The following is a 22721-nucleotide window of genomic DNA, read 5'->3' as shown; positions in this document are numbered from 1 at the left end:
TATCTGTAGTATAGCACAACTTATAAATGATTTCTATAAATAACTATAAAATACGACTATAATGAATTAGTGATTTCAGCATAAAAATGATAAAATAGATACAAAGAAATTATGCTGACAACGAAAAAAGTCAGTGATGTACTCTCACAAAAGCAAGTGCAATAAAGACGCTGAGAGTACATAGTGTAAAAGGAGGAAAGAAATAAATGAAAAACGAAAAGGGAACCATAGTTCTGGCAGGAGGCGTGATCGGTCTGATTGCTGCAATTCTGGTGTTTTTTGGAAATCCGGCAAATATGGGCTTCTGTATTGCCTGTTTCCTGAGAGATACCACAGGTGCGCTGGGACTTCATTCAGCGGCAGCAGTTCAGTATATCCGCCCGGAGATCATTGGTCTGGTGCTTGGAGCATGTATCATTTCACTTGCTAAGAAAGAGTTTCGTCCAAGAGGCGGCTCTGCACCTGTGACCAGATTTACACTTGGCGCATTTGTTATGATCGGATGTCTGATGTTTCTTGGATGTCCTTTCCGTATGATTCTGCGTCTGGCAGGCGGAGACGGAAATGCTCTGTTTGGACTTGTTGGATTTGTAGCCGGTATTCTTACAGGAACTGTTTTCCTGAAGAAAGGTTACACACTGAAACGTTCTTATAAGATGCCGAAGCTGGAAGGTGGTATTTATCCTGCATTCCAAATCGTGATGCTTCTGTTGCTGGCAACTGCACCTGCATTTATCCATTTCACAGAGCCGGAAGGCGGACCTGGAGCAAAACATGCTGCAATTGTTATTGCACTGGCAGCAGGAATTATCGTTGGAATTCTGGCACAGAGAACACGTCTGTGTATGGTTGGTGGTATCCGTGATGCAGTACTTTTCAAGGAATATAAATTACTGTTTGGGTTTGGGGCAATCCTTGTGACTGCTCTTGTTATGAACCTGATTCTCGGTGCGGTTACAGGAACTGCTTATTTCAATCCTGGATTCGCAGGTCAGCCGATTGCACATACAGATGGATTGTGGAATGCACTTGGTATGTATCTGGCTGGTTTCGGATGTATCCTTCTTGGCGGCTGTCCGCTGCGTCAGCTTATCCTGGCAGGTGAGGGAAATACAGACTCTGCGGTAACAGTTCTTGGTCTGATGGCAGGTGCTGCTTTTGCCCATAACTTCGGGCTTGCATCTTCCGGTGAGGGCCCTACAGCGAATGGAAAAATTGCAGTTATCATTGGTATCGTGGTGGTTGCAGTGATCGCGGCAATGAATTCCATGAGAAAAGAAGAAGCATAGGAACTGTTATAAAAATAGTTGTGATTTATGAATGGATTCAGGCTCGCAATTGAGACGATGCTGAATAGTCATAAATATGGCATTAAGCAATAGAAAGGAAACGAGACGGATGAAGAAAGTAGATGCAAGAGGCTTGTCCTGTCCGGAACCAGTGATTCGTGCAAAGAATGCAATGGAATCCGGCGATAAAGAATATGAAGTTCTGGTTGACAATGTAGTCGCAAAAGAGAATGTATCCAGATTTGCCACACATCAGGGTTATCAGGTAAAGGTAGAAGAGCAGGGGGATGACATCCTGCTGAAGATCACAAAATGATTACATACATAGCCACATTTTATTCCCACTATGGAGCCATTCAGTTTCGCAGAAATTGTGAAGCTATGAATCTTAAAGCAGAAGTGATGCCGGTTCCGAGAGATTTAAGTTCTTCGTGCGGAACTTGTGTCAGATTCCAGACAGAAGATACTTTCCCGGAGAAAACCGAGGAGGTAGAACAGATCGTCAGAGTGGAGCAGCAGGGGTATGTGGGGATTTATCATGCGGATGAAGAATAACTGACTGGATGCAGAGAGCTTCTGAGACAAAGAGAAGAACCCTTTCCACAGGTGAAAGAAAGACCTGAGGGAAGGGTTCTCTTATAAATTCTCATCAATCTTCTCCGCCTATGATAAAAAAAGAAAGTCAAAACCAATCATCAACAGGGAAAGAGGAGAGTATTATTATGAGTCAGTCATATGCAAAAAGCCCTGCTGCAGAGAGAAAGTTTACAACCAGAGAAATGGTACTGGTTGGTATGTTTGCAGCAGTTCTTGCAGTCCTGATCGCAATTCCATCAGAAAAGGAACTAACAATGCAGGAAACTTACACTTCAGGAATACAAAATAGTAAAAAATTTTGTATTCTCTTTTTATTTGTCAAAAAATCTGATATACTGATTGAAGTTAGAATAAACTGACTAAACAAATAACAAGAACCTATTTCTTTTATTTGCATACAAATAAAAACAGGAGGAATAAATTGATGGATATAAATGTATTTTATGGAATTTTGATTCCTTTTCTTGGAACTTCTGCAGGAGCCGCCTGCGTATTTTTCATGAAGAAGAATCTGAATGAACAGATTCAAAGGGCACTTACCGGCTTTGCAGCAGGAGTTATGGTTGCAGCTTCCATATGGAGTCTGCTGATCCCGGCAATTGAACAGTCTTCCGGACTGGGGAAGTTTTCATTTGTACCGGCAGCAGTGGGATTTTGGATAGGGGTGCTTTTTTTGCTCTTGCTGGATCACATGATCCCGCATCTTCACCAGAACAGTGACAAGGCAGAAGGTCCGAAGAGCAGACTTCAGAGAACTAGCATGCTGGTTCTTGCAGTAACTCTGCATAATATTCCGGAGGGAATGGCAGTAGGAGTCGTATATGCAGGTTATTTAACAGGTCACGCCCAGATCACTATAATGGGAGCAATGGCTCTTTCTATCGGGATTGCTATTCAAAACTTCCCTGAGGGAGCTATTATCTCCATGCCCCTGCGTTCTGAAGGGATGGGAAAGACCAAAGCCTTTGCAGGCGGAGTCCTGTCCGGGATTGTAGAACCTATCGGTGCAGTCCTCACAATCCTAGCTGCCGGACTCATTGTCCCGGCACTTCCATATCTTTTAAGCTTCGCTGCCGGAGCTATGCTCTATGTAGTGGTAGAAGAGCTCATACCTGAAATGTCTGTCGGAGAACACTCTAACATAGGAACCCTTTTCTTCGCTGTAGGCTTTTCCCTGATGATGATTCTGGATGTAGCGCTTGGATAAAAAACAGCTGTCCGATTTATTACCGGGCAGCTGTCTTGGCGTTGAGAGATATTTGGGAAACAGTGGGAACCTGTGAGGGGGCAGAGTCAGTTGAATGAGGTGGTTCTGTCCGGTACAGATATAAAATACCGCCAAAGAAACCAAAGATCAATCCTGTATACCCGCCACTGCAAAGGACAACAGTTACCTTTGTAATAAAGGACATACCACCGATTACGCAGATCAAAAAGCCTGCCAGAAGACCGATGGTTGTCCATCCTATAAGTGAAATAGCCAGAAAGGCTGCAGAAGCATGTGAGTTTTTTACCTGTTTATTAATAGAATTCCATAATGTCTGATACATAATGATTCCTCTTTTCTCTTTCAATTCTTTGATTACTATTATAGAAACAGTTTGTAAAATACACATGCGCGCTAATGAAAAATTTCTGTAAAATTTTCTTTCTCTGTTATATGCAGAGGACGGAGAAAGTACAAGACAGAAAAACAATTACGTATATTATACAAATGAATGCATTTGAAAATGGTTTTATAGCAATCCTCTAAAATAATGCATCTTAATCCAGCCCATCAGAGTGTGAAATCCTGCTGAACTGTCTTAAATGCATTATTTACCACAGGCCTGGATCTTGGAAATACCTTACAGCTTATCTTTGCAGTGTTACTGCTGATCCTTGGTGTGCTGGTAGCAATCCAGGGAGTGAAGAAGCTTTTTGAAAAAAATGATGAAAAACAGACTGCATAATTTATGAAATAAAACTGTTGATATTTTTACATCAAAATAAAAACCTGAAAAAAGACACTTTGGGAAAGTTTTCCGAAGTGTCTTTTTTAATACTCAGCCAATCAATTTCTCATTCACATACTCAAATCCGAGACGTTTCACAGTATCTGCAAATCGTTCTCCTGCGATTCCTTCATTTTTGAAGAGAAGGATTGCTTTTTCTATGACTGCCATTACTTCTTCTTCCTCTGTGAAAATTCTGGTAAGAGCCTGACCGTGTGAGATTCGCTTACCCCAGCGGCCTCCGATATAGATTTTATAACCATTTTGATATTCCGGTACTGCGCCGAAAGGACATTTTCCTTTGCAGCGTCCGCAATGGATACATTCTTCAGGATCAATGTAAAGTTTACCGTCAACTAATTTCGGAACGTGGACAGGACAGCTCTTTTCAATCTGACATTTCTTACATCCCCGGCATTTCTCTGCATCCGGTTTGGGGATTCTCTGACCGATAATTCCCATATCATTCAGATTAGGCTTTACACAGTTATTTGGACATCCGCCAACTGCAATCTTGAATTTGTGCGGGAGTACCACATCGTGATAGCCTACATAAAAACGCTCATGGATCTTCTTGCTGAGTGCAAAGGTATCAATCAGACCATACTGGCAGGTTGTTCCCTTGCATGAGACAACAGGACGCACTTTAGCTCCGGTTCCGCCTGTCATCAGGCCATGCTCTCCAAGGAAGGCGATTGTTTTCTCAATATTATCATAAGGAACTCCCTGGATTTCCATACTCAGGCGGGTTGTCATAGTAATCTGACCATTTCCGAACTTGTCTGCTGCATCTGCAATGGCACGGTGTTCATCTGTGGTAATATGTCCATTTCCTGTGATGACCCGAATATTAAAGATGTCATCATATCGTTTGTCCTGAAGGCATCCAAGACCTTTTACCCGTTTGATTTCCTCGGGACTCAGTTTTTTGTTGGCGGATGTTGTTATTTTTTTCTCATTCATGTTTAAGTATCTCCTTTATGTAGCTGTTGCTTTTCTCTGATATATACGGCGTTTCTTTTGTTGATTATAGGCTTCATGAATGATAAAATCAATTTATGAGTTTTTATTATATGATAAGTAACATTTATGGAATAATGCAACTGTGAAACTGAAAAACAGAAACCTTTATAAAAAAGCCTTCAGGGCAGAATTCCGGGTATGGAATTTCATTTGTATATGAAGTACTTGCCAAAAGTGACCCGGAGCTTGGGATTTTTACATTGAAAGGTGAGCCCATAGTCAGAGAATTTAATGTTATTTATCTGAAGTATGCGGATGTGAGGGAGAAGATGGAATGGTTTTTATGACCGTTTGCGTCTGTACTCGTTGGGAGTCATTCATAATTGTTTCTTAAAAGCAGTTGGAAAGTGGCTCTGGCTGGAAAAGCATGAAATGAACTATCAGTTCCAAAAATTGTTATAATAAGAGTCCGTATGCAGAACTTTTGTATATAATAGACTAAGTGAATATCTGGAAATGAGATTAAAATGCCAGACCAGAAAATAGATAACCTTTTAAATCTTGCAATGGATGCAACCCCACAGGAGCGTAGAAAGTCAGGAAATCTTAATGTAGGATATGATCCTGCAACCAGGCTATGGGATGTGATCATAAAGTACAGCGGACCGGAAAGTGGTCTGGCTGGAAATGGAATTCAGGTAGTGCCATTGTTAGGCAGCTATGCAGTGGTAACTTTGCCGGAAAGTGAGATTGATGAGTATTCCCACAGAGTGCAGGTGGAATTTATGGAGAAACCCAAACGCCTGTATTTTGAATTGTTTCAGGCAAAGGGAGCAAGCTGCATCCGCACAGTGCAGACCGGCAGGAATGGACTGACGGGAAAAGGAATCCTGACAGGAGTTGTGGATTCAGGAGTGGATTATTTTCACCCTGATTTCCGAAATGCAGATGGGAGCAGCAGAATTTTACGTTTATGGGATCAGAGCATACAGGGAAAACCACCTCAGGGATATGTGACAGGAACTGAATATACGAAAGAGCAGATCGATGAGGCGCTTGCACTTGGAGAAAACCAGGGCAGGCGTCTTGTTCCATCTTCAGATTACAGTGGACATGGAACTTCTGTGCTGGGGATTGCAGCAGGAAATGGGAGGGCGTCAGATGGGGTGAATCAGGGAGTTGCCTATGAAAGTGATCTGCTGGTTGTGAAAATGGGAATTCCCAGAGAAAACTCCTTTCCCAGGACTACGGAGCTGATACAGGGGATTGATTATCTGGTGCGACAGGCACTGACTATGGGACGGCCAATGGCAATTAATCTCAGTTTTGGAAATAATTATGGATCCCACAAGGGAGATTCCCTTCTTGAAACATATATAGATATGGTTTCTTCCATAGGACGTCTGGCTATCTGTACAGGTACAGGGAACAACGGCAATCAGCCTCTGCATGAGGGAGGAACCCTGAAACAGGGACAGACCAGACAGATAGAATTATCTGTGAGCAGCAGGGAACCAACATCAAATGTGCAGTTATGGAAATCTTATGAGGATGAAATGAGCATTTATATTGAAAATCCATCCGGAAACCGGATCGGCCCCTTAGACGAAAAGCTTGGTCCTCAGAAGTACAGACTGGGAAATACAGATCTTTTAATCTATTATGGCAAACCTGGACCCTATCATCTGACACAGGAAATCTACATAGATTTTCTTCCTGTGGAAACTTATGTGGACAGTGGAGACTGGAAAATCATTTTAAGTGGAAAAAGGGTCAGAGGAGGAGAATATTATCTGTGGCTGCCGGGTGGAAATACCCTGAACAGAGGAACTGGGTTTTATGAACCAAGGGCATATGGGACTTTGACCATACCTGCTACCGCCCGGCGGATTATTGCAGTTGGAGCATATGATTCGTTGGTTGACTCCTATGCGGACTTTTCCGGAAGGGGCAGCAGAATGCTGCCATATCTGAAACCGGATCTGGTGGCACCGGGAGTGAACATAGTTGCTCCTGTACCCGGCGGTGGTTACAGAACAGTAACAGGGACTTCCTTTGCAGCACCTTTTGTCAGCGGATCTGCAGCATTGTTAATGCAATGGGGGATTGTAAATGGAAACGATCCCTATCTCTATGGGGAAAAAGTAAAAGCTTATCTCCGAAAAGGCGCCAGACCATTGCCGGGGTACGAGGAGTATCCTAATGAAGAGGTGGGGTGGGGGTGCTTGTGTCTGGAAAGGAGTTTGCCAAGTATTTAAGACTATACAAAAATATTGCAGATATAAGAAAAGTATACTATAATGGATACACAATGTGTAAAAAGAACGGAGAAGATATGAAAATAAAAGATAAAATGAAAGAACTGCGGGAAAGTACTGGAATGAATCGGAAGGAATTCTGCGAGTATTTCGGAATTCCTTACAGAACTGTAACGGAATGGGAAAGAGGAACAAGGAAAATGCCAGATTATGTTTTTAGATTATTGGCATATAGGATAAAAATGGAAGGTTTTGATGGAAAGGAAGCGGTGGATGAAGAATAGGATAATTAATGTACAAGATGTACCAATTTTGATTTCGGAACAAAAACTGGATGATTATATTTGTATTACGGATATTGCAAAAGCAAAAACAGGAGAATCACGTAGTGCAGATGTTGTAAAAAACTGGTTGCGAAATAGAAATACGTTGGAATTTTTTAGGAACGTGGGAAATGATTTATAATCCGGATTTTAAAGTGGTCGAATTCGACCACTTTAAATCAGATGCGGGTTTACATACATTTGTATTAAGTGTTGCGGAATGGATTAATAAAACGAATGCCATAGGATTATATGTAAAGCGTGGGAAATACGGAGGTACGTATGCGCATAAAGATATTGCTTTTGAATTTGCATCCGCGATCAGTCCGGTTTTTAAGTTGTATTTGATTAAAGAATTTCAGCGGTTAAAGGAAGAAGAAAATAATTTAGAGCAAAGCAAGTGGAATGCGAAACGCTTCCTGACAAAAAATAATTATTTAATTCAGACGGATGCAGTAAAGAATTATTTGCTTCCGCAGATGAATTACAGGGAAAATCTGCAATGGCTGGCATATGCAGAAGAAGCGGACATATTAAATGTGGCATTATTTGGATTTACAGCAAAAGCGTGGAGAGAAGCTAATCCAGAGTTAGCAAAAAAGAATAATGTTAGAGATTTTGCAACTATCAATGAATTGACAGTGCTTTCCAATCTGGAATCTCATAATGCGCAGATGATTAAAGAAGGAAAGAGAAAAGAAGAACGGTTTAAAATTCTGCAGGAAATTGCTGAATATCAGCTAAATGTTCTGAATACTGCAGAGAGAATAAAAATGTCAGAGAGCGAGATTAAACAGTTGGAAATGTAATTTATGTATTATTTATATATTTACAGATCGTGAAGATGGAAATATAGATGAAAATAAATAACCTACAAAAATAGAAAGTGTGGTCAAGCAGAATATATGAAGTACGAACATATCACAGAGGGCCGTTTCATAGATCGTCCTAATCGGTTTATTGCACATGTGGAGATCAATGGGCAGGTGGAAACGGTTCATGTAAAGAATACAGGCAGGTGCAGGGAGCTTTTGGTCCCGGGTACACAGGTTTTTCTGGAAAAGAGCAGCAATCCGGCGAGAAAGACAGCCTATGACCTGATCTGCGTAAATAAAAAGGGCAGGGGTCTGATCAATATGGATTCTCAGATTCCCAATAAAGCAGCACTGGAGTGGGTAAAGGCAGGACATCTTTTTCCGGAGAAGGTTCAGGTAACGCCGGAGAAGACCTATGGAAATTCCAGATTTGATCTTTACGTCTGTTCAGAGAAACGTAAGGCTTTTATAGAAGTGAAAGGTGTCACTCTGGAATCTGACAATATAGCACGATTTCCTGATGCACCTACAGAAAGAGGTGTGAAGCATCTGAAAGAGCTGATCCATTGTATGCAGGAAGGATACGAAGCTTATCTGCTTCTGGTGATCCAGATGAAGGGAGTTGACAGGTTTGAGCCCAACTGGGAGACTCATCGGGAATTTGGAGAAACATTACAGGAAGCAGAAAAGGCAGGAGTGCATATTCTGGCCTATGACTGCCTGGTAGAATCTGACAGAATGGAAATTCAGGATCCGGTACCTGTATGCCTTGCTTCTGACTGGAAATAAAAAAGTATTCCCGCAATCAGCAGATCCTATTCAAAAATTGCGATGACTGCCAATGCTTTTGAAGAAGACCGTAAAAAGGCAATCAAAGCGGGTATGAACGCTCATATTGCCAAACCAATCAGTGTAGATATAATTCTGGAAAATCTGGAGAGAATGCGCCAAAACAGAAAGTATTTTAATGAACCTGCTGAGAAGAGTTAAAAACTTTTCAGCAGGTTTTAATTTATCCAAAAAATTACATGCATACTGTCAGAAGTGCTAGTGTAAATATCTGAGCGTTCACGTATAATGTAGATAAACAAAAAATCTTCTCACAAAATTAAGTAAAAAAGAGTCCGAGCAGTACATTAAAAAAGAAAGGAGATGTTTGTATGAGTAAAAAAATGAGGTTGTGGATGGCAGGAACAGTAGGAGTCTTAATGGCAGGCTTTATGAGCGTAAGTGTTTATGCCCTTGAAGAAAAGGATGTTATTGGAACCTGGTATGTAAATGAGCTTTCTATGGGCGAAGGTGCATCCTTTCATCCGGGGGCAATGGGAATGGAAGTGACCGTGGACATTAAAGAAGACGGTAAAATGGAAACAACAAGTTCTGTTTATGGGGAAGAGCCTGAAGTAGATGAATCAGAGTGGAAAATAGAAAATGATAAAATTCTGATGACTCATAATGATCAGACAGAAGAATGTGAGTACAAGGACGGTAAGATAACCTTAACAGCAGATGGAACGACAATGATCCTGAGTCAGGAAAAGGAAGAGTATGAGCCTTATGTGCCGGGCAAACCGGTAGAAAATCCAACTATGAAGGATTTTGAAGGAGAATGGAGCTGTACTCTGATGGAAGCATTTGGAATGCAGATGCCGGTTAATGCTGACTTTACAGGATTTGAAATGAGTATGTCTGTGGAAGACGGAAAGGCTGAAATTATCTTAATAGAGAGCGGAGAAGAGACAAAAGTAGAACTTCAGGGAGACGTGGAAGGAAACGCACTGGTATTAAAGGCTGTAACAGAGGATGAGGTAGGAACTATGTTTTTCAGTCTTGATAATATGAAGTTCAATTTACTAGATGATGGAAAACTGTGTTTGATAGCAGAAGACGATGCAGAGGAATCTGATGACGGCGAAGAAGCAGACGATGCTGAAACCGGTGAAGATGATTTTTCCGTAAAGACATATTTTGAAAAAATAATTGTTACAGAATAAGGTAAAATACTGCCGCACCATTCCGGTGAGGCAGTATGGGTTTTCAGATAAAAAAGGAGGATAGGGTATGGGATTATTTGATAAGAAAATCTGTGACATCTGCGGAGAGAAAATTGGGTTATTGGGAAATCGAAAACTGGATGACGGAAATCTGTGTAAGGATTGTGCGAAAAAATTATCACCATGGTTTGAGGAGCGGCGGCATAGTACGGTAGAGGATATCAAACGCCAGCTGGAATATCGTGAAAAAAACAAAAAAGCGGTAATGGACTTTTGTATAACCCGTCAGATCAATACCAGAAATTACAATGTTTTTATTGATGATAATAAAGGAAATTTTACTGTTGCACGGAAACTGGATGTCAATGAAAACCCGGACATAGTTCCTTTATCAGCCATTGTACAGTGCAGAGTTGATGTAGATCAACAGCAGCATGAGGAAACATATACAAAGGATGGAGAAACTGTAAGTTATCAGCCACCGGTATATAAATATGAATTTGATTATACCATGCGTATTAAAGTGAGAACCCAGTGGTTTGATGATATGGATTTTCGCTTGAATACTTTCTCTATAAGCAGTGATAACAGAAGGGAATTGATGGAAGTGGAGCAGACTGCTTATCAGATTATTGCGGCACTGACACCAAATGCAGCGGGAATGCAGCCCGGAATGCCAGGAATGAACATGAATGGAGGGATGCAGCCCGGAATGCCGGGAATGAACATGAACGGAGGAATGCAGCCTGGGATGCCGGGAATGAACATGAACGGAGGGATGCAGTCTGGGATGCCCGGGATGAATATGAATGCGGGAATGCAGCCCGGGATGTCAGGAATGAACATGAATGCGGGAATGCAGCCTGGAATGCCCGGGATGAACATGAACGGAGGGATGCAGTCTGGGATGCCCGGGATGAACATGAATGTGGGAATGCAGCCCGGGATGCCCGGAATGAATATGAACGGAGGGATGCAGTCTGGAATGTCAGAAACGAATATGACCGGAGGAATGCAACAGAATAACAGTTCGTGGAGATGCCAGTGTGGTGCAGAGAATACCGGAAAGTTTTGTGAATACTGTGGTCAGCCAAGACCGTTTTAAGTAATGATTAAACAGAGTGGACATAATTGTTCACTCTGTTTGTGATAAAAAAACTCTGAAAATAGATGATTTCTCTAAAAACTATATGATAAAATGGTGCTTTATAGTATAATTATTACAAAAATGGATTAGAGCGTATTTGAAAAATCATTCCTGCAAATTGTGACGCACATCTTGCGTAAAGCATTTTTCAAACCCGCTCCGGTAAGAGAGGAACTTTCATGACATACAGTAAAAAGAGGACTCTGTCATATGGAGTGATTCTGATAAGTGTGTTGCTGGCTTATTTCTGCAGGCAGGTGAGAACGGAAAATGTTTTTATGAGAAATCTGGCAGATCAGTGTCGTAGCTGTATTTATCTGGGAATGTACTGTGCCTGGGTGATTTATCTGAGAAAACATGTAGTACATAAAAAAACGCGCAGATGCCTGACTGCAATTGGCTGTCTGATGGTATTCTGGTTCTTTGTGCGGACAGTAAAATTTCATATTTTTCATGATCCTCTTGGAGAACATATCTGCTGGTATCTATATTATATTCCCATGCTCCTGATTCCGGTTCTTGGTTTGGCAGCAGCAATGTTTTTGGGCGAAAAGGAGGAAGAGAAAACGGTCAGAAAGGTTATAATTTTATTGACCGTGGCAGCGATATTGATCGTAAGTGTTTTTACAAATGATTTGCATCAGCTGGTATTTCGTTTTTCCAAACAGCCCCCATTTTCGGATAAAGATTACAGTTATGGTATTGTTTTTATGGTGATTCAGGGATGGATCTTGATCTGTCTGACAGGGATGGAAATCATTCTGATCAGAAAAAGCAGAATTCCGGGAAAGAAACAGTTCTGGCTGCCAGTGATTCCGGGAATATTACTTCTGGGATGGAATATCGGAAATATACTCCGCCTGCCTTTCATCAAAATCATTGCAGGGGATATGACGGCAGTGTGCTGCCTTTTAATGGCAGCAATTTTTCAGGGTTGTATATTATGTGGATTGATACAGACCAATAATCGATATTTTGAATTATTCCAGACTTCCGGAGGACTGGATGCAGAGATTACGGATCATTCTTTTCAGCGCTATTATCATTCCGGCGATTTCCCAGAGCTGTCGTCTGAACTGCGTAAAATCATAATAGACAGATCATCAGTACAGGAACAGGGAATCCGGATCAACCATATTCCTATAAGGGGAGGACATTTGTTTTGGTCAGAGGATATTTCGGTACTGCTGGATCAGTATCAGGATATTCGGGAACAACAGGAGGAACTGACTGCCAGAAATCGTTTGTTACAGAAAGCTTATCAGAAAGAGGCTGAGCGGAGAAAGACAGAAGAACAGAACCGTCTGTTAAATATGATACAGAATCAGACAGCAGGTCAGCTGGAATTGCTGTCACAGTTTATGGAGGAGCTGGAACGGACAGAATCAAGGGAACAATATGATCGGATTCTCGGTAAAATTGTAGTTGTTGGTACGTATTTGAAGCGGAGAAAGAATCTGGTGCTGACACAATATGCATCAGATGGAAATCTGCTTACAATGGAAGATCTCAGACAAAGCCTGGCGGAATCCTGTGACAGCTTAAAATTATGCAGGATCCGGGCTGCTTACTACGTGGAAAATGTGGATATGCAGATGAATGCAGATGATATACTAAAATGCTATGACACCTTTGAATGGCTTGTGGAACGATTGCTTGATATCATGCAGTCTGTTTTTTACCGTGTGTCGCAGATTGATGATGCTCTGCGGATTTCAGTTCATATTGTATCAGAGGCGGATCTGCGTGGATTCATGTCGGAAAGGCCGGAATTAAAAGTGCAGCAGGAAGATGAAAACGAATGGTTTATCAAATGTATCGTCTTCAGAAAGAGAGGCGGAAGATGATCAGTTTTGTGGAATGCAGTATGGCAATACAGAATGTTCTGATGATTCTTCTTGAAATCTGCATGATTCTGGAATTAATCCTCCTGCTGGTAAGAATCACCTGCTTTTCCGGGAAAAAGAAAATTGTAACGGCAGTGGCTGTCTTTGTTGTTTCTTTTATGTTTATGGGCGTTCTGATGAATGATCACAGATATTGCCTGGGAGAAAGTTCCTATCAGCCAATGCTTCAGGGTTATCCGGTCAGTGTTTTAATGGCAGTAGTTATGGGATTGGTGCTTTATCTTTGCAGAGCAATCTGGAGAGAGAGACGCAGATATCATCATTCCCTGTCTTACTGGTCTGTGAATGAGGCTGTGAATGACGTTCCCTGTGGAGTCTGTTTTTCGGATCCTTTTGGAAGGATTGTTTTGTGTAATACCAAGATGCAGGAGCTGAGCAGAATCATGACAGGTTCTTATCTGCAGGATTATGACGCATTAAGGAAAGCAATGAGTGGGGAACCTGAATCGGAAGGTCTTTGCAGATTGAGCAAAGACAGTAATGTGTTTTATTTTCCTGATGGTTCCGTCTGGATGTTTCAGGAATATAGTCTGCAGGAGCCGGATTGTGCAGGATATCTGCAGACAGTGGCAGTTAATGTATCAGAAATTTATTACAATGGTGAAAAAATCAGGGCAAACAATGAAAAGCTGGAAATCCTGAATCATAAGCTGGAGGAAATGTACGAAAAAATCGGAGATAAAATCAGAGAGCAGGAGACGCTTGTCATGAAAATGCAGGTTCATGACAATTTTGGACGAAGCCTTCTGTCAATACGCAGAATATTGGAAAGGAAAGAAGATCCGGATAAAATGAATAAACAGTTGTCTGTATTGAAACATCTGGTTTATATTCTTACCGGTTCTGCTGTTGAGAGTATGGAAGAAGTATATGAGGATACGGTCAGACATGCAGAAGAGCTTGGAATTTCAGTTCAGATCAGTGGGAACTTTCCCATGCATCCATCTTACAGGCTGCTGACAGACAGGGCAATCCGTGAATGTGTGACAAACTGTGCCAGACATGCTCATGGCAGTACTGTTTGGGTGAAGATAGACAAAAATGCAGATGAATATACTGTTCAGATTACCAATGATGGAGAGGTGCCTGACAAAAATGCAGAAGAAGGCGGTGGTTTATCTGCACTGAGAAAGGCAGCTGAATCAGGAAAATGCAGGATGCAGGTTTCTTTTTCCCCTGAGTTTTGTCTGATATTGAAAATGCCGCTGACAGAAAGGATGGGATTCGATGGTACGGATACTGATAGTAGAAGATCAGAAGATCATGCAGAAGTATTTTGAATATATTATTATGCAGGAGCCGGAATTCCGACATGTCCAGACAGTTTCAGATGCACGTGAAGCTGTAAAAATCTGTGATTATTCGGCAATTGATCTTGTGATCATGGATGTGCAGACGTTTCATAATCATGATGGGCTCAGTGCCGGAAAAGAGATCAGGGAAAAGTATCCATATACAAAGGTATTGATTGTTACTTCCCTGATCGATCCCAAGGTGCTGGAGAGGGCAAAGAGCGGATGTGCAGACAGTCTCTGGTATAAGGATCACGGGGAAGAGGAAATACGGAGTGTGATTCACAGAACGCTAAAAGGTGAGCATGTATTTCCGGATGTGACACCGAAGGTGGAGCTTAATTGGATCACAAGCGGCGATATCAGTCCCAGGCAGCTGGAGATGCTCCGCCTGTATATCCGTGGAATGTCATATTCAGAGATTGCAAGGGAAATGAAATGCTCTACTTCCGGGGTGAGATGGAATTTTCAGGAAATGATCGCCAGGGCAGGATACAGCTGTAAAGAAGATTTGATAGCAGCTGCACTGGAAAGTAAGCTGATCGTAACTACGTTAAAATAGCAATCTGATAAACTGCGAAGTTATTCTGTTATGAGCAGAAAGCGAAGTGGAGTGTAAATATCTGTTTGACAAGAAGGGAGATGAAAGTATGAAAAAATATTCGGTTGCCGTATGTGTTTGTGCGGTACTGTTTTCTGTTGGTATCCATGGTGGAGGTATGAGAGAAGTATTTGCCAGAGCACCTGAGGCAGATGAGAATCTGGCAATTCTGCAGGACATTATCAGGGAAAATGAATGTCGGGCCGGAATGGCATTTCTGGGATATACCTATGAAGGTGCAGAGGCAGCAGAGATACTTGAATATACCAGGCAGGGAGAAGTGGCAGCTGCTTATCCTTTTTTACAGGATGGAACAGTGGTTGATGCAGGGGGATATGAAGTTTATGCCATTGTCCCGGGGGATGATTGCAGGGTCAGCGTTTATCCGGCTCAGCCTACGGAAGAAGGGGAATATCTGGATGATCTGAACTCTCCATACTATAGGGGACAGGAGAATGAAATCATTATCCTGCGCTGCAATGTGAGTGAGATTCATTCCAATGTGATGGTTTCTGTACAGAAGCAGAATATGAGTGTGCAATACCATCCTATGGTGTCGTTAAAGGATGGACATCTTGCAGCAGAAAACCACTGCTATGATTTCTCCATATATTATAATTGGGATGAGTATGATCCGGAATATAATCCGGTGTATGAGTCAGAGTACGATCCAGAGTGTAATCCGGAGCATGATTCAGCATTGAATATAAAGATTGCCAGAGAACAGCTTTCTAAGACAGATGAAGTCAGCTATTACCTTGGTCTTGGGATGTCTCTGTGGTATACAGGTACCGAGGAGTACATTGAAGGAAGAAATTGTCCGGTATTTGTTCTGGGAACGGATCATGAGGATCATTTTACAAAAGAACATTATTATGCAGTAGGAGATAATGTGGTTTATTATTATGATCCGTCTGGTGACGCATGGCTTCTGCTGGGTGCAGGCTGACAGAAGCTTCACCAATATATCATAGAATTTTGCTTAATCAGAGAAAGAGGAAACAGACATGAATGATTTTTTGACAGAAAAAAATAAAAAAGCAGGGGTGTTGGGAAAACTGAAGTGGGTTCTTTGTGGCTTCTGCATACTTTTATCCCTGGGAGCCATTGGTGCATCGGAGAAGTATATTGGTGAAGGACGCTGGGGAATGGCAGCAACAGAGATTCTGCTTTGTCTGTTATTTTTATATCCAACTTTCAGGGAAGTCCAGAAAGCATTACGGAAGAAAAAAGCCAGGGAAATTGCCTGCTGGTTTGAATCTTATGCCCAGAATACGGTCTCATTTGAGAAACTTGAGCAGGAGCTGGGAAAAGGTGCAGTAAAAAAACTGGAAAAATTTATTGCCAGGGGATATATCCGGAATATCCAGATAGACAGAGAAGGAAATTATATTATGATTACTGCACCAAACAGACGTGTAAATGAAAAGATTTATATTACAGTTACCTGTACCAGCTGCGGTGCAAAGAATCAGGTAATAAAAGGACGTCTGAGCAATTGTGAATACTGCGGACAGCGTCTTAACTCATGATACAAGTACTGAGAGAGGATTATCAGAAGTGTTCATAAAAAGGAGAATAAAAGAAACAGATGTGTTCAATCAAAAATAGCGGCAGTATTGCCGCTATTTTTATGAGCTGTAATCTAGGAATACTTCAGTATTTTACCATTTTTTATATTAAAAACTATTTTATGAGTTTTTTCTGACGAATCATTATTATTCATTTCGTATAGAATGGTCATCTGATTACCGGAAATGTTTATTTTATATGGCCAGTAATTATTGGCTTTGGATGTGTTTGTTTTCCAGAGAATCTTTCCTTTTGTTGATACTTTGTAAACATAGTTATCGTAGTATCCGGTTACATATAGATTGTCATTTTTGTCAAATTTGCAAAGGTGTCCTGCAGGACTGATTTTTTTTGCAGTCCATAACTGTTTTCCGTCTTTTTTTCGAAGTACGACGATTTTTGAACTTTCAAAAACATAAACCTTATCCTTGCGGACAATACATTTTGTCCTTGGAAGCTCTGTAGCAGTATATTTCTTTGTAACGTATTTCCAGACTACTGTTTTCTTTGCATCCAGTCCTCTTACAGTCATGGATTCTTTGGAATTGGAATAGGAAGTTTTGGATTTAACGGTTGTAGCTGCAGGTTTGGCAGCCTGAGTCGGGATTGATATGATCAGTATTGAGAATACAAACAACAGTGACGTCAACAGGATTTGTTGGATTTTCTTCTTCATGTAAACACGCTCCTTTCTGATAAATGAGTAGTTTGGGAATCTTGCAGATATCTTCTTTTTTTAATCATATCATATTTTTTTTAAGTTTGCATTAGCATTTATTTGTATGGAGAGTATCAACAGTAACGAAACGTTACTGTAAACGGAGTGAACAGTAACAACGAAACAGCGTTTCAGCACTTGGGGCTGAAAAATATTTATAAAGTCTATCAATTAATGTATTTTCGTTGTATAATGAATTTATCGTACAGGGTCACTTTCCTTTATAATGTTTTGTTGCAAATTCCGGCGTGGGAAAATCAACTCTTATCAATGCTGTTCTGGGAGAGGAAAAGGCAACAAGAAAGCAATGGATGCCGTAAAAAATGGTCAAAGATATGAAGTTACTGAAAACACAATATATTTGTATAAGTAACAGGATTACATACAGTTGAAAGTGGGGAATAACTATGAAAAAGAAGAAAAATTTAATCAAAATGTCAGTCATTACCGGATTGTTGCTTACAGGTAGTTCCGTGTTGGGCGGAAGCATTAATGTTATGGCAGCAAATCCTGCAAATTACAAGGATATGACAGAGTATTCTTCATATGAAAGTATAATAAATTATGAATCGATAAAAGCAGAAAACAGTTCGCCATATACAGACGTTTCCGTGGCATTATATGATATTGATCAGGATGGAACGAAAGAATTAATTTTATCACATGGAACGTGTCTTGCTGATTGGGTAAATGACATTTATACTTTAAAAGATGGAAAATATGTTAGTCAAATCGGAACAATAGGCAGTCAGGGCATGTTTTACACAGCGCCGGATGGAAATGGGATTTATTTCCTGTATGGATTTCAGGGTTATCAGGAAATCAATAGAATTACAAAGAGTGGAGAGAACATTACAGAAACTTTGATAGAATCAAGAGAACTTGGCGCAAATGAGAATTATACAGAATTTGACAACAAAATAGAATTGCTCACACCTGATAGTATTCCAACTGGCAATGCAACTTCCACTTACAATGTACAAGTAACTGCTCCGGATGGCGGTGTAAATATGCGCTGTGGAGCGGGTGTTGAGTATGACAAAGTTCTCCCGGATATGATTCCAAACGGAACAATGCTGACGGTAACCCAGGAAGCAGTAGCATCCAATGGAAATTCATGGGGATATACAAATTATAACGGAACATACGGATGGATTGCTCTGACACAGGTTACTAAATATGAAGAACCGACAGAGGGAGCACCGATTCCACATACACGCTATGTGATTAACTGCAATGAAAGTATTACCCTTCGGACAAACCCAGATGTAAATGCTGCTGAAATCTGCCAGATTCCTCTTGGAACAGCGGTTGCTACCTTTGGTGATGCGGGAAATGGATTTATTTCTGTATATTATCAGGGCTCATCAGGATACTGCCTGGCAAGTTATTTATCAGATCCTGTGGATTAAGAAATAAAAACAGACAACAGATAGAATATTAAATAGAAAAGATCAGCCGTATGATGAAGAATCTGCGGCTGTTTTTTCATGCCTGAACATAGAAAAATAATCTTTGAAATTGTCGGAGAGACTTAAAAAAGACATGATAATATGGTAAGATAAAACAGACAGAATAGAAATAAAAAAGTAAGTAGAAGCTATAAAAAATGAAGGAAGAATCCTTTATGAAAAATAAATAATACGAATGCAGAAGAAAGGAAATAGCAACAATGGGACAGATACATAATATTGAAAAATTAAGACAGGCAAAAACACTCCGGAGAATTGACTTATGAGCACATTAAATATTCTTCTTAATCAGATCGGAATGTTTGTCATCTACATTCTGGCAGGCATCATTCTGATCCGGACACATGTGCTGAACCGGGAAAATATGGAAGTCGTTTCCAGACTTGTAATCAAACTGGCACTGCCGGTCATGATTTTTACAAATACGGTAAATGGAGTGGATAAGCAAATGCTTCTCCACTCCCTGCCGATTCTCGGAATCGCATTCTTTATGTATATCTGTCTGTTTGGACTCAGCATTCTTTCGGGAAAAATACTGCACCTGCAAGGTGACCACCAACAGCTTTATTCTGCTATGAGCGTTTTTGGAAATATTGGCTTTATGGGAATTCCCATTGTCACAAGTATCTTTCCGGAAAGAGGAATGCTGTATATCTCGGTATTTACCATGATAGACCAGCTGATGCTGTGGACAGTCGGGGTAAGGCTAACCTCGAAGGCAGAGGATATGGTGGAAACTACTTCAAAAAATTCATCACAATGTGGAAAAAATGTTGGTGCCGTAAAGCATTCTACATTTGACTTTAAAAAGCTAATTAACCCGGTAACAGTTGCTATCGTATTGGCATTATTCTGTATTCTTGCAGGCCTTACCTTACCGGAGATTCTGAACACAGCATTCTCAAAAATCGGAGCAACAGCAACACCTCTGGCAATGATTTATCTTGGCGGAGTCTTTGCATGTATGGATGTAAAAAAATACATTTGCAAACTGGACTATTATGGAATCGTCGCAATCAAAATGCTGATTTTTCCGGTGCTGTTTTATCTGATACTGGGGTTACTTCCAATATCGGCAGAAATCCGTATGACCATGACACTCACATCCGCTATGCCGGTAATGTCATCAGTAGTTATGATGGCAAATACATACGGCACAGACGGCGACTATGCCATGGGTGGAATCCTGGTGACAACAGTCTGCTCGATCGTGACGTTACCGTTTGTATACTGGGTGCTGCAGTTTATCTGAAACAGGAGCAAAAATAATGAATGAGCGTAAACAAAGTTTACGAAAAGAAATAGTCCGGCTGCCCTGCAATGGGAATCAATAATGTCTGATGCATAATCATTCCTCTTTTCTTATATCTGTGATGTAATGCTTGGTCAGATTGGAAATCTCCTTTTGGGAGTATCAATATCCAGTTGACATATAGTAACAATGTGCTTTTTGTTGGGAACAGATGGGGATAAGTAAGACAAATATTGCCTGTCTTTGATTTATGCCTTATAATAAGAAGCAAAGGAAAATCAAAATAAATGCGGAGGTGAAATCGGAATGGGAAATTATTTAAATCCAGATATAAATAATTTCATGGAAGTAGTAAATTCCAGCATATACGTAGATAAAACAGAGCTTTTAGAATATCTGAATTCGATTGCTCAGACAACACAAAAGTATATTTGCATTAGCCGTCCACGCCGTTTTGGAAAATCTATTACAGCTAACATGATCGCAGCCTATTACAATTGCGAGGCTGATTCAAAAGAACTCTTTTCAAGATTCAAAATTGCATCATGTGAGAGTTTTGAAGAATATTTAAACAAATATGATACGATATTTCTCAATATGCAGGAATTTTTAAGCCAGAGTGATACAGTAGAAGAAATGATTGCGCTGATTAGGAAAAGTGTGATCTGGGATCTGTTGGAAAAGTATCCGGATTTTCGATATTTTGATGAGACCAATCTGATGAGAACTATGCAGGATGTTTATAATAAAACAAAGAGGCAGTTTGTTGTAGTTATTGATGAATGGGATTGCATTTTCAGAGAATATAAAACAGACCGAGAAGCACAGGAAAAGTATCTGGATTTTTTAAGAGATTTACTGAAAGATAAAGGCTATCTTGCCCTTGTATATATGACTGGGATTCTTCCAATTAAGAAATATGGAACACATTCTGCATTGAATATGTTTGATGAATTTTCGATGATCGATCCGGGACCACTTGCGGAGTATGTAGGATTTACAGAGGAAGAAGTAAGGAATCTATGTAAAACATACAACATGGATATGCAGGAAGTGAAAAGTTGGTATGACGGATATTCTTTTGAAAAAGCTCCGTCTATTTACAGTCCACGCTCTGTGGTGAGCTGCATGAGGTTTAGAAAAATAGGGAATTACTGGAACCAGACAGAGACATTTGAAGCTTTGCAAGTATACATTGACATGAATTTTGAAGGCTTAAAAGATGATATTCTAAGTATGATCGCAGGAGAAAGCGTTCCGGTAAATACAGGAAGCTTTGCAAATGATATGGCAACATTTCGTACAGAAGATGATGTTCTTACTTTATTAATTCATCTGGGGTATCTTGCTTATGATTATGACAACAAAATTGTAAAAATACCCAACAGTGAAGTACGTACAGAATATGTGAACAGTGTTGCGGCATCTGACTGGGGAGAAGTTTCAAAGGCTTTGAAGAATTCTGCAGATACACTCAATGCAATCTGGCAGAGAAGACCTGCGCAGGTAGCGGAAGGAATCAGACAGGCACATTTCGAAACATCTCATATACAGTACAATGATGAGAATGCGTTAAGTTATACGATATCGCTCGCCTTGTATGCAGCAAGAAATTTCTACACAGTTCACAGAGAAATGGCTGGTGGAAAAGGATTTGCGGATCTTGTTTTTATCCCGCGAAGAAAATTTCAGGAAAAACCTGCGCTGGTAGTTGAATTAAAGTGGAATCAGAGTGCAGAGGGAGCAATTGCGCAGATCGGGAAAAAGGAGTATTGCGCCAGTCTGGAAGAATATAAAGGAAATATTCTTCTTGTTGGTGTGAATTATGATAAGAAAACAAAGGAACATAATTGTGTGATAGAGGAATATAGTAAATAAGAACTATGCAGTTTCAGGGAATTTTTGCGTTTCCTGAGAAATCAGAGTGATTTCTGATTCCTTCCTGTGTGTGAACTTCCAGTAATTTTTCCACCTAAAGAAAAAAGAACGAAATAAAATCATAAAAAATCCCGGTTTTCTGCGGCTTTCCATTGCAGATAGCCGGGAAATATAGTACAATTATTTTAGGCGGATAACCGCCTAAAAGGAGGGCGCTATGTATCTGGATTTTTTAGTGAAAGTACCAACTGTAAAAGGTAAAATCACACGGAGAAAAAAGTCAAATGTTGTATATATAGAGTATGAGTATGACCGGGTTTATGATCCATCCCGGAAGTATACTTTTCCCAAAAGAGTAACAATCGGAAAACTGTCAGATACGGATCCGGAACTCATGAAACCGAATCAAAATTTCCTGAAATATTTCCCCGATGCAGAGCTTCCGGAAAGCAAAAACAGGACTTCCAGAAGCAGCTGTCTCAGGGTAGGAACATATTTTGTACTGCGTAAGATCATAGAAGAATGCAGCTTGAACGATATCCTTGGAAAGTATTTTGAATCGCGTGATATGGGGCTGTTTTTAGATCTGGCTGTTTATTCGATCATAGCAGAAAACAATGCAGCGCAGTACTATCCGGATTATACATAC

Annotated in this window: 21 protein-coding genes and 2 pseudogenes; 20 read left to right on the top strand and 3 right to left on the bottom strand. The window is 40.5% G+C overall.

Annotation, left to right across the window (positions count from 1 at the left end):
* The first annotated feature begins 206 nt into the window (after positions 1 to 206).
* From yedE to ACTNC0_RS02850, 5 genes are all read left to right on the top strand, one after another.
* On the top strand, positions 207 to 1289 hold the full coding sequence (gene yedE / locus ACTNC0_RS02870) for a YedE family putative selenium transporter (RefSeq protein WP_441086288.1): 1083 nt from the start codon (positions 207 to 209) through the stop codon (positions 1287 to 1289).
* Between the two features lie 109 nt (positions 1290 to 1398).
* A complete protein-coding gene (locus ACTNC0_RS02865) occupies positions 1399 to 1605 on the top strand; it encodes a sulfurtransferase TusA family protein (protein WP_117845030.1) in 207 nt (68 codons plus the stop codon).
* The gene (locus tag ACTNC0_RS02860) at positions 1602 to 1844 is read left to right on the top strand and encodes a DUF3343 domain-containing protein (RefSeq protein WP_291807773.1); all 243 of its coding nucleotides are present in this window, start codon (positions 1602 to 1604) and stop codon (positions 1842 to 1844) included. Before ACTNC0_RS02865 ends, ACTNC0_RS02860 begins: the two co-directional genes overlap by 4 nt.
* A gap of 110 nt (positions 1845 to 1954) precedes the next feature.
* Entirely contained in the window at positions 1955 to 2245 is a 291-nt protein-coding gene (locus ACTNC0_RS02855; RefSeq protein ID WP_441086287.1) for a hypothetical protein, read from the top strand.
* A gap of 65 nt (positions 2246 to 2310) precedes the next feature.
* Complete coding sequence (locus ACTNC0_RS02850; RefSeq protein ID WP_441038486.1) at positions 2311 to 3093, top strand: ZIP family metal transporter; 783 nt, start codon at positions 2311 to 2313, stop codon at positions 3091 to 3093.
* Positions 3094 to 3112: 19 nt separating this feature from the next.
* Here the strand turns inward: ACTNC0_RS02850 and ACTNC0_RS02845 are convergent, their stop codons facing one another.
* Positions 3113 to 3436, bottom strand: coding sequence for a hypothetical protein (locus ACTNC0_RS02845; protein WP_441086286.1), 324 nt, complete (start codon positions 3434 to 3436; stop codon positions 3113 to 3115).
* 495 nt (positions 3437 to 3931) lie between these two features.
* Positions 3932 to 4843 (bottom strand): 4Fe-4S dicluster domain-containing protein, encoded by a 912-nt coding sequence (locus ACTNC0_RS02840; RefSeq protein ID WP_441086285.1) that lies wholly within the window; start codon positions 4841 to 4843, stop codon positions 3932 to 3934.
* A gap of 527 nt (positions 4844 to 5370) precedes the next feature.
* On the opposite strand from ACTNC0_RS02840, the gene ACTNC0_RS02835 reads away from it, so the two are divergent.
* From ACTNC0_RS02835 to ACTNC0_RS02785, 11 genes and pseudogenes are all read left to right on the top strand, one after another.
* Entirely contained in the window at positions 5371 to 7101 is a 1731-nt protein-coding gene (locus ACTNC0_RS02835) for a S8 family peptidase (protein ID WP_441086284.1), read from the top strand.
* A gap of 77 nt (positions 7102 to 7178) precedes the next feature.
* Positions 7179 to 7385: a helix-turn-helix domain-containing protein gene (locus ACTNC0_RS02830; RefSeq protein ID WP_441086378.1), complete on the top strand. Its 207-nt coding sequence runs from the start codon at positions 7179 to 7181 to the stop codon at positions 7383 to 7385.
* A pseudogene (locus ACTNC0_RS02825) lies at positions 7375 to 8233 on the top strand (KilA-N domain-containing protein). Before ACTNC0_RS02830 ends, ACTNC0_RS02825 begins: the two are co-directional and overlap by 11 nt.
* A gap of 96 nt (positions 8234 to 8329) precedes the next feature.
* A complete protein-coding gene (gene sfsA / locus ACTNC0_RS02820; protein ID WP_441086283.1) occupies positions 8330 to 9028 on the top strand; it encodes a DNA/RNA nuclease SfsA in 699 nt (232 codons plus the stop codon).
* Between the two features lie 371 nt (positions 9029 to 9399).
* Complete coding sequence (locus ACTNC0_RS02815) at positions 9400 to 10233, top strand: hypothetical protein (RefSeq protein WP_441086282.1); 834 nt, start codon at positions 9400 to 9402, stop codon at positions 10231 to 10233.
* Between the two features lie 67 nt (positions 10234 to 10300).
* Positions 10301 to 11338: a DUF4428 domain-containing protein gene (locus ACTNC0_RS02810; protein ID WP_441086281.1), complete on the top strand. Its 1038-nt coding sequence runs from the start codon at positions 10301 to 10303 to the stop codon at positions 11336 to 11338.
* A gap of 221 nt (positions 11339 to 11559) precedes the next feature.
* Positions 11560 to 13227, top strand: coding sequence for a histidine kinase N-terminal 7TM domain-containing protein (locus ACTNC0_RS02805; RefSeq protein WP_320813089.1), 1668 nt, complete (start codon positions 11560 to 11562; stop codon positions 13225 to 13227).
* Positions 13182 to 14567, top strand: a complete 1386-nt coding sequence (locus tag ACTNC0_RS02800) for a sensor histidine kinase (protein WP_291811105.1) — start codon at positions 13182 to 13184, stop codon at positions 14565 to 14567. The genes ACTNC0_RS02805 and ACTNC0_RS02800 overlap by 46 nt, the downstream gene beginning before the upstream one ends.
* Positions 14515 to 15141, top strand: coding sequence for a response regulator transcription factor (locus ACTNC0_RS02795; protein WP_291811102.1), 627 nt, complete (start codon positions 14515 to 14517; stop codon positions 15139 to 15141). Before ACTNC0_RS02800 ends, ACTNC0_RS02795 begins: the two co-directional genes overlap by 53 nt.
* A gap of 88 nt (positions 15142 to 15229) precedes the next feature.
* Entirely contained in the window at positions 15230 to 16129 is a 900-nt protein-coding gene (locus ACTNC0_RS02790; RefSeq protein WP_441086280.1) for a hypothetical protein, read from the top strand.
* A gap of 58 nt (positions 16130 to 16187) precedes the next feature.
* A complete protein-coding gene (locus ACTNC0_RS02785) occupies positions 16188 to 16712 on the top strand; it encodes a hypothetical protein (protein ID WP_055199793.1) in 525 nt (174 codons plus the stop codon).
* Between the two features lie 113 nt (positions 16713 to 16825).
* Here the strand turns inward: ACTNC0_RS02785 and ACTNC0_RS02780 are convergent, their stop codons facing one another.
* Entirely contained in the window at positions 16826 to 17428 is a 603-nt protein-coding gene (locus tag ACTNC0_RS02780; protein WP_441033718.1) for an outer membrane protein assembly factor BamB family protein, read from the bottom strand.
* A gap of 449 nt (positions 17429 to 17877) precedes the next feature.
* On the opposite strand from ACTNC0_RS02780, the gene ACTNC0_RS02775 reads away from it, so the two are divergent.
* The 4 genes and pseudogenes from ACTNC0_RS02775 to ACTNC0_RS02760 form a co-directional block, all read left to right on the top strand.
* On the top strand, positions 17878 to 18882 hold the full coding sequence (locus ACTNC0_RS02775) for an SH3 domain-containing protein (RefSeq protein ID WP_441086279.1): 1005 nt from the start codon (positions 17878 to 17880) through the stop codon (positions 18880 to 18882).
* Between the two features lie 322 nt (positions 18883 to 19204).
* Positions 19205 to 20194: an AEC family transporter gene (locus tag ACTNC0_RS02770; protein ID WP_441086278.1), complete on the top strand. Its 990-nt coding sequence runs from the start codon at positions 19205 to 19207 to the stop codon at positions 20192 to 20194.
* Between the two features lie 306 nt (positions 20195 to 20500).
* The gene (locus tag ACTNC0_RS02765; RefSeq protein WP_441086277.1) at positions 20501 to 22072 is read left to right on the top strand and encodes an AAA family ATPase; all 1572 of its coding nucleotides are present in this window, start codon (positions 20501 to 20503) and stop codon (positions 22070 to 22072) included.
* A gap of 217 nt (positions 22073 to 22289) precedes the next feature.
* Positions 22290 to 22721: pseudogene (locus ACTNC0_RS02760) on the top strand (IS1634 family transposase); the annotation flags it as partial.

The organism is Blautia sp. HCP3S3_B11, from assembly GCF_052064435.1.
Taxonomy (GTDB): Bacteria; Bacillota; Clostridia; order Lachnospirales; family Lachnospiraceae; genus Blautia_A.
Note: the sequence above shows the minus strand (reverse complement) of the source record. Positions and strands in the feature narration are given on the sequence as shown.